Source organism: Amycolatopsis ruanii, from assembly GCF_003385175.1.
GTDB lineage: Bacteria > Actinomycetota > Actinomycetes > Mycobacteriales > Pseudonocardiaceae > Amycolatopsis_E > Amycolatopsis_E thermalba.
On sequence record NZ_PQHY01000010.1, the window covers coordinates 46975 to 63068 of the forward strand.

Genomic DNA, 16094 nt, shown 5'->3' on the forward strand with positions numbered 1-16094 from the left:
CTCATGTCGTACCTACGTGGACTCGGCGTCCGGCGTCCCGGTACGCAGTCCCTCGACGACAAGCCTCCCGCGGCGCGCTGCGCGTGGGTGCCCGGAGTCCGCGCACGGAGGTCTTCGGGGAGGAACGAGACTTCTCTTCGTCTCATCCTTGGCCGAACGACGTCCGCACTTCACTTTCTACCCAGTGACCGCCGTCACTTCAAGGGGTTGGACGGGTGCACCGGTACAGACGCTCGATCCGGTGATGCGGGCACCCTGAGCGACTAGACTTCTATGCTCCCCCACGGCGTTTGCGCGTCAGGCCGTACCAGGTCACGCCCGCGGCGGCGACCGCACCGAGGCCGAGGCCGACCGCCAAAGTCGCTGGTGACGGCGCGGGGAAGCGGCTCCGCAGCGACACCGGCTTGGTGAACTCCAGAACCGCCCAGCCCCGCTCGAGCGCGGTCCGGCGGAGCAGGCGGTCCGGGTTCACCGCGTGCGGCTTCCCGACCGTCTCCAGCAGCGGGACGTCCGTGCTGGAATCGGAATAGGCGTAACACGCGGCGAGGTCGTACCCGTTTTCCGCGGCCAATTGTTTCGCGGCCACCGCTTTTTGTTCGCCGTAGCAGTAGAACGCGATTTCGCCGGAATAGCGGCCGTCCACCACGGCCATTCTCGTCGCGACGCTGCCGGTCGCGCCGAGCATCGTCGCGATCGGGGTCACCACCTCGTCGCCGGCGGCGGACAGCACGATCACGTCGTGGCCCTCCGACTGGTGCCACGCGATCAGCTCGGCGGCCTCGGCGTAGACGAGCGGGTCGACGATGTCGTGCAGCGTCTCGTTGACGATCGCCCGCACCTGGGCGACGTCCCAGCCCGCGCACAACGCGGAGATCTCGGCGCGCATCCGCTCGGTCCGGTCCTCGTCCGCGCCGGAGAGCGAGAAGACGAACTGCGCGTACGCGCTCTTCAGCGCCGCTCGTTTGCTGATCAGCCCCTCGCGCAGCAGCGGCTTGCTGAAGGCCAGCGCGCTGGAGGAGGCGATGATCGTCTTGTCCAGGTCGAAGAAGGCCGCGACACCGGTTCCGGTCGCGGCGCGCTGTTCGCTCGGCGGCGAGGTGGGAGGTTCTGCCACGGCTTCAGGATAGGAGGAGACCGGCCGGCAGGCGGTGAGGTGACCACCAATGGTGTCGCCCGGTCGGAAATTCGTTGCCCCCCGGGAAATCGATTGCCGGTGCCGTTACCGAATTGTGGGCGCTGCGGGAGGAGTTCCGGGCCGGTTCGCGGAGTTACAGTGGAGCGCATCCGGTGTTCCCACCGGCGGTTCAGTCCAACCCCCCGGGGCTGAACCCTCGGCGACCCCCGCCCCTCCCCCCTGGCGGGGGTCGCCCCTTTTCTTCGCGCGCGCGCGGATTCTGCCACCGCGCACCGACGATCCCGCTCGCCCGAGCCGTTCCGGGCGCGAGTTGTCCACATGACCCCAGTTGTCCACAGGCGGCGCCGGAGCTTCTTGTCGCGGCATGGCGCGAGCACGACCGTGGAGTCAGGTCAATCACCGATCACTCCTGGGGGCCGTCATGGACCACGCTCGACCGCTCGTCGTCGCCCACGACGAGGTCATGCTCGACGAAATCCTGCGCGTCGCCGCGGCCGTGGGCTGCGACACCGAGCACGCACCCGACCTGCTCGCCGCCCGGCCGCGCTGGCCGGACGCGCCGCTGGTGCTGGTCGACGAGCAAGCCGTCGACGGTGACGTCGAGCTGCCTCGGCGTCCGGGCGTCCTGCTCGTCACCAAGGGCGCCCCGGATTCCCGCACCTGGCAACGCGCTTTCCGCGCCGGTGTCGAGGATGTCGTGTCGCTGCCGGAGGACGAGACGACGCTGGCCGCGGCGCTCGCCGATGTCGTCGACGGGCCGGGGCTACCGGGCGGGCGGATCATCGGCGTGCTCGGCGGTCGCGGTGGTGCCGGGGCGTCCGTCCTGGCGGCGGCCACCGCGCTGGCCGCGTGCCGCACCGATCCCGGCGCGCTGCTGGTGGACTGCGATCCGCTGGCCGGCGGCATCGACGCGTTGCTCGGCGCCGAGAACACCGAGGGGCTCCGCTGGCCCGAGCTGCGGCCCGGAGCCGGGCGGCTGTCGATGCCCGCGCTGCTGAAGTCACTGCCCGAGTTCCGGTACCGCGGTGTGCGGTTGCCGTTCCTGTCCTGCCACCGCAACGGTGACGGGCCGACCGGGCAAGGCGCGGCGGCGGTGGTCGAGGCCGGGCGCCGGGCCGGGCGGACGGTGGTGTGCGATCTGCCGCGCCACCTGGACGGGCCGGGCCTGGCGGTCATCGCACGAGCCGACCTGGTGGTCGTGGTGATCCCGGCGGAGATGCGAGCCTGCCTGGCGGCCCGGCGGGTGGTGAAGCAGCTGGGTGATCCGGCCGGCCGTGTGCGGCTGGTCGTGCGCGGACCGGCGCCGGGCGACCTCGAGCCGGGCGTCGCGGCCGGGGCTGTCGGGCTACCCCTGCTGACGTCCATGGCGGCCGAGCGCCAGCTGGACCGGGAGATCGAGCGGGGCAACTTCGCTCCGCGACCACGTGGTGCGCTGCTGGAGACCGCGCGGCTGATCCTGGCGCAGGCCCAGACGAAGCAGGTGCTGGCGGCATGAACACCGAGCTGGTCGAACGGGTGCGGCACCGGCTGGCCGGCGCCGGTGCCGGCACGGACCCGGTGATGGTGGCGGAGGCGGTCCGCGCCGAGGCCGGACGTCCGGTCGGGCACACGGAATTGCTCGACGCCCTGCGGCTGATCCGGCAGGAGCTGGCCGGTGCCGGTCCACTGGAACCGCTGCTCGCCCTGCCCGGCGTCACCGATGTGCTGGTCACCGGCCCGCACGAGGTGTGGGTGGACGGCTCGGACGGCTTGCGCAGCGTTGACGTCCACTTCTCCGGCGAGGAGCAAGTGCGCCGTCTTGCGCAGCGGCTGGCGCTGGCCGCCGGGCGAAGGCTCGACGACGCCCAGCCCTACGTCGACGGCTGGCTCCCGGGCCTCGGACCGCACGGCCGGGTGCGGCTGCACGCCGTGCTGCCACCGATCGCGGCGGACGGGACGTGTGTGTCGCTGCGGATCCTTCGTCCCGCTGTGCACGACCTGGCCGCGTTGCGCGAGCTGGGCACGTTCGGGGCCGAGGGCGCGGAACTGGTCGAGTCGGTGGTCGCCGCCCGGCTCGCCTTCCTCGTCACCGGTGGCACCGGCGCGGGCAAGAGCACCCTGCTCGCGGCGATGCTCGGGGCGGTGTCCCCGGCCGAACGGATCGTGTGCGTCGAGGACGCGGCCGAACTCCAGCCCGCGCACCCGCAGTTCGTGCGGTTGACCGCGCGGCCGCCGAACGTCGAGGGCGCCGGCGAGGTCAGCCTGCGGGACCTGGTGCGCCAGGCGCTGCGGATGCGGCCCGACCGGCTCGTGGTCGGCGAGGTGCGCGGCCAGGAGGTCTGCGAACTTCTCAGCGCGTTGAACACCGGTCACGACGGGAGTGCCGGAACGCTGCACGCCAACTCGACGGCGGAGGTGCCCGCCCGCCTGGAAGCGCTTGCCGCCCTCGGTGGCCTGTCCCGCTCGGCTCTGCACAGCCAGCTCGCCGCCGCGGTCCAGGTCGTGCTGCACATGCGCCGGTCCTCGTCGGGACAACGGGAGCTGGGCGAGGTCGGTGTGCTGAGCCGGAGCGACAACGGAGATGTCCGCGTGCTTCCGGTGTGGCAGGACGGCGGGTGGACCAAGCGGCGGGTGCTGTTCTCCGCGTTGCTGCCGCACGGAGGTGGGCCGTGCTGACGCACTCTCTGGCCTGCGCGGCGGCGGCCGCCTTGTGCTGGCCCCCGGTGCGGGGCACGGTCGCCCGGCTGCGCGCGCTCGCACCGTCGGTGAGACGCCGCGGATTGCCGAAGCCGCGGAAAGCTTTCGCGCTCGGGCTGATGCCACTGCTGTTCGTCATGCCGCCGATGGTGTGGGCGACGGGTGCTCTGCTCGGCTGGGCCGGCTGGCGCCACTGGCACGCGCGCCGGCGATCGAAGTCCGGCCTGGCGATGCGGCGCGCGATGGCCGAGGCGCTGCACGCGATGGTGGTGGACCTCCGGGCCGGCGCCCCGCCCGCACTGGCCGCCGAGTCCGCCGCGGCCGACGCACCCCGTCCGGTCGCGGAGATCCTCGAAGCGGTGGCCGGTGCCGCGCGCTTCGGCGGGAACCTCGCGGAAACGCTGGCCACGATCCCGACGGTCGAGCCGTTGTCCGCGGCCCGGGCGCGACTGGTGCGGGCGTGGTCGCTGAGCCAACGGCACGGACTCCCACTGGCCGACCTGCTCGATGCGGCCCGCCAGGACATCACCGCGGAGCTGAGGTTCACCAGCCAGGCAGAGGCGGCGATGTCCGGCCCCCGCGCGAGCGCGATGGTCCTCGCCACCCTACCCGGTTTCGGCCTGCTGCTCGGCGAGGGAATGGGCACTCACCCGGTCCACGTCCTGTTCGCCACCAGCAGCGGCAACGCACTCCTCCTGCTCGGCGCCGCGCTGATCGTCGCGGGCAGCGCCTGGAGCGCCCACCTCACAAAACGAGGAGCACCGCGATGAGCGCATCTACCACTGTGGGCGCAGCACTGCCGCCTCCGTTCACGAGCCGAGGAGCACGGCGATGAGCACGGCCGCCGTCGTGGTCGCATTGCTCGGCGCGGCCTTGCTGACCCTGCCGGGGAGGCCAGTCCCCGGTCTGCGGCTGGCCCACCTCTTCCCGTCGCCGCGCGCGCCTGCCCGGATCCGCACGCGCCGGCCGAGGAGTGATCCTCTCGACCTCGCCGCGACGTGGGACCTGCTCGCCGCGTGCCTGCGGTCCGGGCAACCCGTGCCTGCCGCACTGCGCGCCGTTACCGACGACGTGACAGGTCCGGAAGCAGATGCCCTCCGTGCCACAGCCGGTCTGCTCGAACTCGGCGCCGACGCGACCGAGGCGTGGGCGCCCGCACTCGACTGCCCGGGCACCGCTGAGTTCGCTCGCGCGGCCAAGCGGACCGCGCGCAGCGGAACCACCCTCGCCGACGCAGCCACCGGCCTCGCCCGGGGAATCCGTGCCTCCCTCGGCGGCCGGGCCGAGGCGCGGGCGCAGCGTGCGGGCGTGCTGATCGCCGGCCCGCTGGGGCTCTGCTTTCTCCCGGCCTTCGTGTGCCTCGGGGTCGTCCCCGTGGTTCTCGGCCTGGCCGGACGCCTCAACGTGTTCTGACCGTCCACGACAGACAAAGGAGAATTCTCGTGTTGTTCCGCTCCAAGCCCACCGGCCGCCACGCCGCCCCGGCTCGCCCTCGGTGGTGGCGCCGCTGGTTCCGCCCGATCGTGACCGATGACGGCGGTATGAGCACCGCTGAGTACGCGATCGGCACGATCGCGGCCGCGGCTTTCGGTGCGTTGTTGTATTCCGTGGTCACCGGCGACTCGGTGGTCGCGGCGTTGACGGGATTGGTCGAGCAAGCGCTGACGGCGGAGTTCTGATGACCACCCGTCCCCGAGCCGGTCCGGGGGACCGAGGTGCGGTGACCGTCGAAGCGGCGATCGCACTGTGCGCCCTGGCCGTGGTGGTCGGACTGGTGCTCGCAGGCTTCACGGCCATCGCAAACCAGCTCCGCTGCACCGATGCCGCCCGGGAGGCCGCACGCCTCCTCGCCCGGGGCGAACCGCAGCTGGCCGCGCAGGCGGTCGAGCAGATCGCCCCACCCGGCGCATCGCTCTCGGTGAAGACGGAGGGCGACAGCATCACGGTGGAAGTCCGGGCCGCACCGGCGGGCGGGCCCCTCCCCGGCCTCCACCTGACAGCCAATGCGTTCGCCGTCCTCGAACCGGGAGCCGCCGATGCGCCTCCCTGACCTGATCCACCCGGCGAGCATGGTCACCCCTCGAACGAGAACGACCAGTCGGGGCGGAGGTGCTGCCCCGGACCGGCCTTCCGGATGGCCCTGCCCGAGGGAGGTACGGGTGCCGCCTGGGCAGGCACACGCGGCCCACGCACCCCGGCTACGGAACGACCGGGGCGCGGCGACCGTCTGGGCCGCCTGCGCCATCGCCGCGCTGGTGGTCGTCGCGGGGTTGCTGTGGGGGCTCGGTTCGGCTGCGATTGCCCGGCATCGGGCTGGTGGGGCGGCGGACCTCGCTGCCCTCGCGGCCGCCGGGCAGGTCGGGCACGGGACCGACCTCGCCTGTGGGCGGGCCCGCTGGGTCGCCGAGCGGATGGGGGCTCGGGTGGTGAGTTGCCGCTTCGAGGGGTGGGACGCCCTCGTCGAGGTGGTTGTCGACACCGGGCTCGGCTCGGCCGTGGGGCGGGCCCGTGCCGGTCCCTGAGGTCGGGCTCCTGCGGAACACGGCTGGCCGGGCCGGTGCTCGGCCCCTGGCGGGCAGGCGGCGCAAGCCTGGACGGCGGCGGCTCATGGGCCGGCATTGACGGGCGGACCCGTGATCACCTCCGCCGGCTGGCCCAGCGGGGCCGCGTGGTGACTTCATGCCCGGTCCGGAAGGGCCGGTTCGTGCCGGACGTCGCAGGGGGCTTGGTGGGCGTCGCTGCGACGAACGGTCGGTTCCGCGCCGAACGGTAGGTGCACCGTCGGAGGTTGGGCGGTCGCCCTCGCGCGCCGAGCGGTCACGGGGCGTGGTCGGGGCGAGCGGTGACCCCGGGCCGGAAACCGTTGGTACGCAGGAGAAACGTGTGCTGGAGATCACGATTGACGATCAGTGCGGCCGGCCGCTCGTCGTCCGGCCGCACCGGCCGAGCGGCGTTCGGCCGGGCCGAGCAGGTGCTCGACGCTCGTCGCCTCGGAGCGGCCGGTTGTCGCGCGGCGGGTTCCGGCACTTTGCAACTTGCCGTTTATTGGACATCAGACAGCCACCCGGAGCGGTGGAACGAGCAAGGAGTTGTGGACGGAAATGTTGGACACGGATTGGTCGGACAGCTGGCGGGGCGCCTTCCGCATCGAGCTACGTGCGGAGGCCATCGGTCTCGCCTGGCACGGGTGGCCGGTGCTGCCCGGCACCTTTCCGGCGCAGGCGGACGCCGAGGGCTCCTGGACCGGCCCGGTGCCCGTCCACGAGGACTGGGCCGACCGGCTCGGCGCCCACCCCAACGAGGTGGCCGGCTGGTGGACCGGTCAGCCGTACAGCCTGCTCGTCGCGACCGGCACCGTGCTGGACGCCGTCGAGGTCCCGGATGAACTGGGCAAGCGCGCCGCCCGGCTGCTCCGTGCCACCGGCCACCCCGCGCCGATCGTCGCGACGCCCGACGGTCGCTGGCTGTTCCTGACCACGGTCGCCGACCGCATTCCGGAGGAGCTCGCCACCGACGGCGAGGTCCGCTGGCACGGCCAGGGCAGCTGGATTCCGCTCCCGCCCACGCCGTTCCAGCACGGTGTCGTGCACTGGCGGGTCAAGCCGGACGTGTGGGGCTGGCGGCTGCCGTCCGCCAAGGCCGTGCACTCCGTGCTCGCCCGCGCTCTCGACCAGCGGGGTTCCGACCGGACCGCCCTCGTCGGCGCCGGTCAGTTCGCCGCAGCCTGAGCCACCCCGTGGTCGTGCCGGGCACTGTGACGACTCACCGCCCCGAGCACGGTTTCCAGCACGGCCACCGCCCCCGCCTTGTCCAGTGGGTCGTTACCGTTCCCGCACTTCGGTGACTGCACACAGGACGGGCATCCCGCCGGGCACTCGCAGGAGATGATGGCCTCCCGCGTAGCGGCCAGCCAGGGGACAACAGCAGCGAAACCGCGATCGGCGAATCCCGCGCCTCCGGGATGGCCGTCGTGCACGAACACCGTCGCCTCCCCGGTGTCAGCGTGCAACGCGGTTGAGACGCCGCCGATGTCCCACCGGTCGCACGTAGCGAACAGCGGTAGCAGGCCGATCGCCGCGTGCTCGGCGGCGTGCAGGGCGCCGGGGATGCGCGCCGGATCCAGACCGGCGCCCCCCGGCGCCCCGCCGACCTCCCGCGCCCCGCCGACCTCCCGCGCCCCGGCGGGCTCCGGCGGCACGGTGAACTTCGATGGCACAGCCTCCTGCGCTCCGGTGACTACGCGGGTGATGGCGACTTCTCTCACCCCGGCGGCCTCCTCCGGCACGGCGGCCTCCTCCGGCACGGCGACCTCCTGCGCTCCGGCAGCCACGGGCGGCGCGGCGGCTTCCCGCGCACCGGCGACGAGGCGGGCGTTGGAGAATTTCCGCGCCGCGCTGGCGCTGGTGACCTCCCGCGCGTCGGCAATTTCGGAGGCGGCTTCTTGAGAGTTGGGGCCTTCCCGCGTCCCGTTGGCTTCCGGGGCGCTGGTGTCCTCCTGCGCTTCGGCGATTTCCGAGGGCGCGGCGGCTTCCAGTAGCTCTGGGCTGATCGTGTACCAGACGGCCCGCGTCTCCAGCGTTTGTGCCGGTAGGTCCAGCGCCACCTGGTCCAGCACCTCCCCCGACGGGCGGCGTCGTAGGTAGCCCACCACCTGGGAAGTCACCGCGACCTCGCCCAGGCACACCGTCACGCCGCCGTAGTCCAGGCGCTCCTGGGTGTTCAGCACGGCGATGTCCGCGACCTCCCGGGCGGACGTCGTCCACTCCGGGTCCTCCGCGTGCACCAGCGCGATGCCCGCCTCCAGGTCCAGCTCGTCCACCACGTACGACGAACCCTGGTGCAGGTACACGGCCCCCGGGTGCACCGTCGTGCAGGCCGAGCCCGGGTCGACCGTTCCCAGCAGCCTCGACGTGTCCGCCTCGACCACCGCGATCTGCTCGCCGCCCGAACCGCGAATGTCCACCTCGTAGTGGGGGCGGTCCCGCGACGTCCAGTACCAGCCGCTGGGCCGGCGCCGCAGCAACCTGTCCGCCACCAGGCGGTCCAGCACCTCCCGCGTCGCCGCGCCGCCGAACGTCTCCAGCTCGCCAGTGGTCAACGGCAACTCCGCCGCCGCGCACGCCAGCTGCGGCGCCAGCACGTACGGGTTCGACGGGTCCAGCACCGCCGTCTCCACCGGCCGCTCCAGCACCGCCTCCGGGTGGTGCACCAGGTACGTGTCCAGCGGATCGTCCCGGGCCACGAACACCACCAGCGCGTCGTCACCCGACCGGCCGGCCCGGCCCGCCTGCTGCCAGAACGACGCCAGCGTGCCCGGATACCCCGCCAGCACCACCGCGTCCAGCCCCGCGATGTCCACACCCAGCTCGAGCGCGTTCGTCGTCGCCACGCCCTTGAGCTCGCCCGACAACAACGCCCGCTCCAGCGCCCGCCGCTCCTCCGGCAGGAACCCGGCCCGGTACGCCGCCACCTGACGAGGCAACTCACCGTCCACTTCGGACAACAACCGCCGGGCGCCCAGCGCCGTCAGCTCCGCACCCCGCCGCGACCGCACGAACGCCAGCGTCCGCGCGCCCTCGATGACCAGCTCCGCCAGGATCCGGCTCGCCTCCGCCCCGGCCGACCGGCGCACCGGCGCCCCGTTCTCACCCCGGTGGTCCTCCATCAGCGGCGGCTCCCACAGCGCCACTGTCCGCGCCCCGCGCGGCGACGCGTCCTCGACCACCGGCACGCAGTCCGCGCCCACCAGACGGCATGCGAACTCGCCCGGCTCCGCCGTCGTCGCCGACGCGAGGATGAACACCGGCGACGACCCGTAGTGCCGCGCCACCCGCTGCAGCCGCCGCAGCAACAACGCGACGTGCGACCCGAACACGCCCCGGTAGCTGTGGCACTCGTCGATCACGACGTAGGACAGCTTCCGGAACAGCCGTGCCCACCGCGAGTGCGCGGCCAGGATTCCGCGGTGCAGCATGTCCGGATTCGTGAACACCCACCGCGCGTGCGCCCGCACCCAGTCGCGCTCGGCCATCGGCGTGTCCCCGTCGTAGGACGCCGCCCGCACCCCCGGGATGTCCAAAGCGGACACCGACCGCAGCTGGTCGGCGCCCAGCGCCTTCGTCGGCGACAGGTACAGCGCGCACGCCTTGTCGTCGGACGCCAGCGTCGACAGCACCGGCAGCTGGTAGCACAGCGACTTGCCCGACGCCGTGCCCGTGGACACCACGACGTGCCGCCCCGCGAAGGCCAGCGACGCCGCCTCCGTCTGGTGCGCCCACGGCCGCTCCACCCCGCCCGACCGCAGCGCATCCACCACGCGCGGATCCGCCCACGACGGCCAGTCGGTGTGCCGCGCCTCGCGGGCCGGCAGATCGGCCACGTGGGTCACCGGGTTCTCCCGGATCCCGGCGGTGACCCTGTGCAGCAACCGCCGCGCGCGCTCGGTTCCCGCAACCACATCCACGCTTCCCAGCTTCGCACACGTGTACGACAGAACCGTTCTCGTGTGAAAAGATCATGAACCGTGAGCAGGCTCACATGCACTGAGCGTGATCGTTACGGGACGCCCTGACCGCGCCGGATCCATTACCAATACACTCCCCGCAACCGGCACCACTTGTGGTGTAGATCCCATGCCAGCGTCGGCACGGCTTCCCCTAGGCGGGCTGTCACTGGCGACAGGAACGTTTCCAGGAGGACGGATGTCCCGGCAGACCCTCGCGGAGGGCCTCGAGTTTTCCGGAGGTGACTACGGCATCGCGGCCGTGGTCGCCGTCATCGCCCTGGCCGCTCTGGTCATCGGCTGGTTCCTGCTCAAGGAGGTGCTGGCCGCCGGCCAGGGCACCACGAAGATGCAGGACATCGCCAAGGCCGTGCAGGAAGGGGCGGCCGCGTATCTGAAGCGGCAACGCAACACCCTCTCGATCTTCGGGGTCGTGGTGTTCCTGCTGCTGCTCGCGCTCCCGGCGGAGGACTGGAACGAGCGCATCGGCCGCTCGTTGTTCTTCCTCGTCGGCGCGGTGTTCTCGTTCCTCATCGGCTACACCGGCATGTGGCTGGCGACGCGGGCCAACCTGCGGGTCGCCGCTGCCTCCCGTGAGCCGGGCGGCCGGGAGAAGGCGATGCGCGTCGCGTTCCGCACCGGCGGCGCGGTCGGCATGTTCACCGTCGGCCTCGGCCTGTTCGGCGCCGCGGTCGTCGTGCTCGTCTACACCGGCCAGGCGCCGAAGGTGCTCGAGGGCTTCGGCTTCGGCGCCGCGCTGATCGCGATGTTCATGCGTGTCGGCGGCGGCATCTTCACCAAGGCCGCCGACGTGGGCGCGGACCTGGTCGGCAAGGTCGAGCAGAACATCCCCGAGGACGACCCGCGCAACGCGGCCACCATCGCCGACAACGTCGGTGACAACGTGGGTGACTGCGCCGGCATGGCCGCCGACCTGTTCGAGTCCTACGCGGTGACCCTGGTCGCCGCGCTGATCCTGGGCAGCACCGCCTTCGGTGTGGACGGTCTGCTGTTCCCGCTGATCGTGCCGGCCATCGGTGTCATCACCGCGGTTATCGGCGTCTACATCACGCGTGCCCGCTCCGGTGAGAACGGCCTGGTCACGATCAACCGCTCGTTCTACATCTCGGCCGGCATCTCGGCCGTGCTGTGCGCGGTCGCCGCGTTCGTCTACCTGCCCGGCTCGTTCGCCGAGTTCGGCCCGGACCAGGCCGGCATCGACGGCAACCCGGCGCTGATCGCGTTCGTCGCGGTGGTCATCGGCATCGTGCTGGCCGGCGTCATCCTCAAGCTCACCGGCTACTACACCGGCACCGAGCACGGCCCGGTGAAGAACGTCGGGGAGACCTCGCGCACCGGTGCGGCGACGGTGATCCTGTCCGGCATCTCGGTCGGTTTCGAGTCGGCCGTCTACACCGCGCTGGTGATCGGCGCGGCGGTGTTCGGCGCCTACCTGCTGGGCGGCACGATCGCGTTGTTCGCGGTCGCGCTGGCCGGCACCGGCCTGCTGACCACGGTCGGTGTCATCGTCGCGATGGACACCTTCGGCCCGGTCTCGGACAACGCGCAGGGCATCGCGGAGATGTCCGGCGAGGTCGACGAGGACGCCGCGCAGATCCTGACCGAGCTGGACGCGGTCGGCAACACCACCAAGGCGATCACCAAGGGCATCGCGATCGCGACCGCCGTGCTGGCCGCGACCGCGCTGTTCGGGTCCTACCAGGACTCGATCTCCAAGGCGCTGGCCGACATCGGCGAGTCCGCTGCCGGCGTGAAGTCGTTCGTGGACACGATCGTCAGCCCGAACACGCTGGTCGGCGTGATCATCGGCGCCGCGGTGGTCTTCCTGTTCTCCGGTCTCGCGGTCAACGCCGTGTCCCGCGCCGCGGGCGCGGTGGTGTACGAGGTGCGCCGCCAGTTCCGCGACATCCCGGGGATCATGGAGGGCACCACGCGGCCCGAGTACGGCAAGGTCGTCGACATCGTCACCCGCGACTCGCTGCGTGAGCTGGCCACCCCGGGTCTGCTCGCGGTGTTCGCCCCGATCGCCGTCGGCTTCGGCCTCGGCACCGGCGCACTGGCCGGCTACCTGGCCGGTGCGATCGCGACCGGCACCCTGATGGCGATCTTCCTGGCCAACTCCGGTGGCGCCTGGGACAACGCGAAGAAGCTGGTCGAGGACGGCCACCACGGTGGCAAGGGCTCCGAGGCGCACGCCGCGACGGTCATCGGCGACACCGTCGGCGACCCGTTCAAGGACACCGCGGGCCCGGCGATCAACCCGCTGATCAAGGTGATGAACCTGGTCTCGGTGCTGATCGCGCCCGCCGTCGTGCAGTTCTCGATCGGGCCGGACGCCTCCGCCGGTGTGCGGATCGCGATCTCGCTGGTGGCGGTGGCGATCATCGTCGCCGCGATCGTGGTGTCGAAGCGCCGCGCGAGTGTCATGACCGAGACGCCGAGCGAGGACGCCACCCCGGCGAAGACCGCCTGATTTCCCGCGAAGGCCGGGCTCGTCGCGCACGCAGCGTGACGGGCCCGGCCTTTTCCATGCCCGGCGGTTGCGATCCGCAATCGTCTCGGTACGGTCGGGAAAGAGCTTCGCGTCGGCAGCTGGAGGTGTGTGGGTGCGGCCCGGGAAGTCCGTGTTCCTGGTGGTACTGACCGGGCTCTGCGTGGGCCTTTCCGGATGCGGCCAGCAACCCGTGAGAAACGTCGAGCCCGGTGGGCCCGGCCTGTCGCGGGAGGAGGTCCAGCTGCAGGACGCCGCCGCGCGGTGGGCCGACGACTACTGCGTCGCGGTCGGCTCGCTGGTCCAGGGGCTGGTGACCATGCCGAGCGTGGACCCGAGCAGCCCGCAGCGCGCCGTGCGCACGTCGAGCGAGCTGCTCGGATCGGTGATCAACGGCCTGGACCGGGCACTGGACGGGCTCAACGAGCTGCCGCCGTCCCCGGTGCCCGGAGGTGACCAGGTGCGTGCCCAGGCCGTGACCGACTTCCAGGGCGTGCGGGACCGCGCCTCCGCCGCCCGGCAGCGGCTCGATTCGACCGAGCCGGGCGCCATCGACGAGGCCACGCTCGGGCAGGCGCACGGCCCGCTGGACGAGGTGGCCCGCCTCGACCTGCTGAACCGCTTCGACGCCGTGCCCGAGCTGGCCACCGCGGTCGCGCACGCCCCGGTGTGCCGTCAGCTCACCGTGCAGGTGACCGCGACGCCCCGCTAGACGAGCAGTGCGCAACTCCGTTGGTGGTCCGGGCCAGGGCGCGGGGCGCGCTCGGCGGGGTGGCAGCCGGACTGGCTCCGCCTCGACCCGCTAGCTCATGCGAGCGCGGGCGTAGGCGGCCATGGCGTCGCTCAGGTACTCGGCGAATCCGGGCTGGATGGCCTCGTACTGGCTGCGGAAACGCTCGTCGTCGCGGTACAGGCGGCCCAGGCCGGTGTAGGACTCGGCGTCCGGCGTCCAGAAGTTCTCCAGCCAGGCGCGGTGCGCCGCGACCGCGTCGAGCACGCGCTCGTCGTCGACCGGCACTCCCTCGCGGGCCAGTTCGGCCAGACGCTCGGCGGCCTCGCCGCCCTGCCGCTTGACCTCGGCCCACTTCTCGTCCGACCAGCGCTTGCTCCGTTCGTGCGACGCCAGGGCGTTCGCACCCCACCGTTCGGCCGCTTCCTGTGCCAGCCACTTCGCCTTCTCCGAGTGCGGTGAAAACCCCTCGAACAGTTCCTTGGCGGACATGTGTTCCCCTCCTTCCAGTTCTTCGATGGTCCGGGCGACGGTGTCGGCGAGCCGGTCCAGCCGATCGCGCTCCGCCAGCAGCCAACTCCGGTGCAGCCGCAGCGCCTCCGCCCGGGACACGGACCCGTCGAGGATCCGCGCGATCGTGTCCAGGCCGAGGCCCAGCTCGCGCAGCAGCAGGATCTGCTGCAACCGGATGAGCTGTTCCCGCTGGTAGTAGCGCCTCCCACTGGTGTCGGCGAAGGCCGGTGGCAGCAGGCCGATGTCGTCGTAGTGCCGCAGGGTCCGGGAGGTCACCCCGGAGGCCTTCGACACCTGGACGATCGACAGCGGTTCCTCCATCTCGTCTCCGTTCTCGCCCGTGAAAACCACGGTAGAGGTTGACGCCGCGTCAACTTCAAGAACTTTTTCTCCGCGACGACTCGCGGGAAATCGAACGGGTGTTCTACCCTGTCCGCTGTGGATCAGATGTCGCTCTTCTCGGCGGAGGCGAGCGGCCCGGACATCGCCGACCTGAGCGGCGTCCTGTGCGGGCAGGGCCAGATCACCGGCTTCGCGCGCACGGCCGCCCGCCTCACCGTCGAGGTGGACGAGGTGTGGCGGGCGCGGGTGCTGGCCGCCGAGTTCGGCAGGCGCGGGGTGTCGGCCGAGCTGAGCCGCACCGAGGACGGCAGGCCGATGATCCGCACCGCGTTCCGGTCCGACCTGATCGGGCTGGCCAGGGCGTGGCTGGACGACGACGGGAAGTCGCTGCCGGGACGGTTCCGGCTGACCGGTGCGGCCTTGCGGCTGTGGGCGCTCGCGGCCGGACGGCCCGGCGTCCAGGGGTACCTGCTGGCCGTCGACGAACGGGCGCCGGACACGCACGAACCGCTCGCCGAGGCGTTCCGGCAGGTCGGCCTGCCGGCGCAGCTGATCGGGCCGAAGGGCGGTGGGCCGGCGGTCCGGGTCACCGGCCGCCGCAGGCTCGCGACGCTGGCCGAGCTGATCGGCATGCCCCCGCCGGGCGCCGAGCCGGTGTGGCCGCGGCACGCACCGGCCCGGCAGGCGGTCTGATCAGGCGGGGATGGGCACCGGAACGGGCAGCGCGGCCGGCTTGGGCAGCATGCAGCCGTCCCGCGTCAGGTTGAGCTGGTTGTTCTTCGCGAAGCAGGCCGGGATCCGGTAGGTCTGCTGGCCGTAGGTGAGGCCGCGCCGCGCGAACACCACGCCGTTCTCGTCGACCTCGCACGGGTTGTTGAACGTGCAGACCCCGCCGTCGTCGTTGCCCGTGTTGTTGACGCCGACGATCTGCCGGCTGCCCTGGTCGACGATCGGCGAGCCGGAGGTGCCGTGGATGGTGTCGCAGCCGGGGGCGTACCGGATCGAGTCCTTCCAGGTCCACTCCGCCTCGCGCACCGAGTACACCACCCGCTCGATCGAGCAGTTCCACGTGCGGGTGAAGAAACCGGAGACGACGCTGACCGGCGTGCCCACGTCGGCCGGCGAGGCCGCGAGCGTCAACGGGTGGCCGCCGAGCTCGCGGGCGATCTCCCGGTAGGACGAGTCGAGGGCGTACAGCGCGACGTCGGTGTCGGTCATCGTGGCGTAGACGAGCTTCGTGGCGCGGATCCGGCCCAGCTCGCGGCCGACGCCGCCGAGCAGCACCATCTTGCGGTTGACCGGCTGGTTGACCAGGACCTCGCCCGCCTCCGGCATGCCCGACTCCAGGCAGTGGCCGTTGGTGAGGACGAGCGCCCGGTCGAACTCACCGGACTGGGGCAGCCGGACGAGTGACCCGGAGCAGTTGCTGAGCTTGACGATCCCGCTGTAGTCGTCGGCGGGAGCGGCGGACGCGGCGCTGACCCCGGCCAGTGCGGGAGCGGTCAGCAGGACGGCCAGAACGGTGAGCAGGCGGCGGAACATAGGCGGAGCGTAGCGGAACGGCTACTCAGAAGCCCCGCGCAGCGTGTGTCCGGCATCACGTGCTAGGTGTGGAAAGGGGGAGATGACGCACGCCGACGCCCATCCCGGCTGGGAAGCGCGACGGCGTGTTACGTCACCTCGG

General features: G+C 72.1%; 15 protein-coding genes. 11 read left to right on the forward strand and 4 right to left on the reverse strand.

Translation table 11 applies throughout. The features are described from left to right. Positions 1–271 precede the first annotated feature (271 nt). Entirely contained in the window at positions 272–1114 is an 843-nt protein-coding gene (locus tag D0D28_RS07725; RefSeq protein ID WP_116110194.1) for an HAD family hydrolase, read from the reverse strand. A gap of 442 nt (positions 1115–1556) precedes the next feature. Between D0D28_RS07725 and ssd the strand changes: the two genes are divergently transcribed. The 8 genes from ssd (at position 1557) to D0D28_RS07765 (ending at position 7539) form a co-directional block, all read left to right on the forward strand. After that, complete coding sequence (ssd, locus tag D0D28_RS07730; RefSeq protein ID WP_116110195.1) at positions 1557–2630, forward strand: septum site-determining protein Ssd; 1074 nt, start codon at positions 1557–1559, stop codon at positions 2628–2630. After that, positions 2627–3790 carry a TadA family conjugal transfer-associated ATPase gene (locus D0D28_RS07735; RefSeq protein WP_116110196.1) on the forward strand — a complete coding sequence of 388 codons (1164 nt, stop codon included), beginning with the start codon at positions 2627–2629 and terminating at the stop codon, positions 3788–3790. Before ssd ends, D0D28_RS07735 begins: the two co-directional genes overlap by 4 nt. Continuing rightward, entirely contained in the window at positions 3784–4581 is a 798-nt protein-coding gene (locus D0D28_RS07740; protein ID WP_240323121.1) for a type II secretion system F family protein, read from the forward strand. Before D0D28_RS07735 ends, D0D28_RS07740 begins: the two co-directional genes overlap by 7 nt. 61 nt (positions 4582–4642) lie before the next feature. Next, positions 4643–5224, forward strand: a complete 582-nt coding sequence (locus tag D0D28_RS07745; RefSeq protein WP_116110197.1) for a type II secretion system F family protein — start codon at positions 4643–4645, stop codon at positions 5222–5224. Positions 5225–5334: 110 nt separating this feature from the next. Next, positions 5335–5490, forward strand: a complete 156-nt coding sequence (locus D0D28_RS36615; protein ID WP_255407901.1) for a DUF4244 domain-containing protein — start codon at positions 5335–5337, stop codon at positions 5488–5490. Beyond that, a complete protein-coding gene (locus D0D28_RS07755; protein WP_116110198.1) occupies positions 5490–5861 on the forward strand; it encodes a TadE family type IV pilus minor pilin in 372 nt (123 codons plus the stop codon). Before D0D28_RS36615 ends, D0D28_RS07755 begins: the two co-directional genes overlap by 1 nt. Before the next feature lie 109 nt (positions 5862–5970). Then, positions 5971–6333, forward strand: coding sequence for an Rv3654c family TadE-like protein (locus D0D28_RS07760; protein WP_240323122.1), 363 nt, complete (start codon positions 5971–5973; stop codon positions 6331–6333). Positions 6334–6912: 579 nt separating this feature from the next. After that, positions 6913–7539 carry a bifunctional DNA primase/polymerase gene (locus D0D28_RS07765; protein WP_094005598.1) on the forward strand — a complete coding sequence of 209 codons (627 nt, stop codon included), beginning with the start codon at positions 6913–6915 and terminating at the stop codon, positions 7537–7539. On the opposite strand, the gene D0D28_RS07770 is transcribed toward D0D28_RS07765, so the two are convergent. Then, entirely contained in the window at positions 7521–10268 is a 2748-nt protein-coding gene (locus D0D28_RS07770) for a DEAD/DEAH box helicase (protein WP_430732354.1), read from the reverse strand. The genes D0D28_RS07765 and D0D28_RS07770 overlap by 19 nt on opposite strands. 244 nt (positions 10269–10512) lie before the next feature. Between D0D28_RS07770 and D0D28_RS07775 the strand changes: the two genes are divergently transcribed. Then, positions 10513–12807 carry a sodium-translocating pyrophosphatase gene (locus D0D28_RS07775; protein WP_116110199.1) on the forward strand — a complete coding sequence of 765 codons (2295 nt, stop codon included), beginning with the start codon at positions 10513–10515 and terminating at the stop codon, positions 12805–12807. Between the two features lie 211 nt (positions 12808–13018). Further along, positions 13019–13537: a hypothetical protein gene (locus D0D28_RS07780; protein WP_240323123.1), complete on the forward strand. Its 519-nt coding sequence runs from the start codon at positions 13019–13021 to the stop codon at positions 13535–13537. A gap of 90 nt (positions 13538–13627) precedes the next feature. Here D0D28_RS07780 and D0D28_RS07785 read toward each other — a convergent pair whose 3' ends face one another. Beyond that, the gene (locus D0D28_RS07785) at positions 13628–14389 is read right to left on the reverse strand and encodes a MerR family transcriptional regulator (RefSeq protein ID WP_094005602.1); all 762 of its coding nucleotides are present in this window, start codon (positions 14387–14389) and stop codon (positions 13628–13630) included. Between the two features lie 126 nt (positions 14390–14515). On the opposite strand from D0D28_RS07785, the gene D0D28_RS07790 reads away from it, so the two are divergent. Continuing rightward, positions 14516–15103 carry a hypothetical protein gene (locus D0D28_RS07790; protein WP_116110201.1) on the forward strand — a complete coding sequence of 196 codons (588 nt, stop codon included), beginning with the start codon at positions 14516–14518 and terminating at the stop codon, positions 15101–15103. On the opposite strand, the gene D0D28_RS07795 is transcribed toward D0D28_RS07790, so the two are convergent. Next, positions 15104–15952 (reverse strand): trypsin-like serine peptidase, encoded by an 849-nt coding sequence (locus D0D28_RS07795; protein ID WP_116110202.1) that lies wholly within the window; start codon positions 15950–15952, stop codon positions 15104–15106. Positions 15953–16094: the final 142 nt, after the last annotated feature.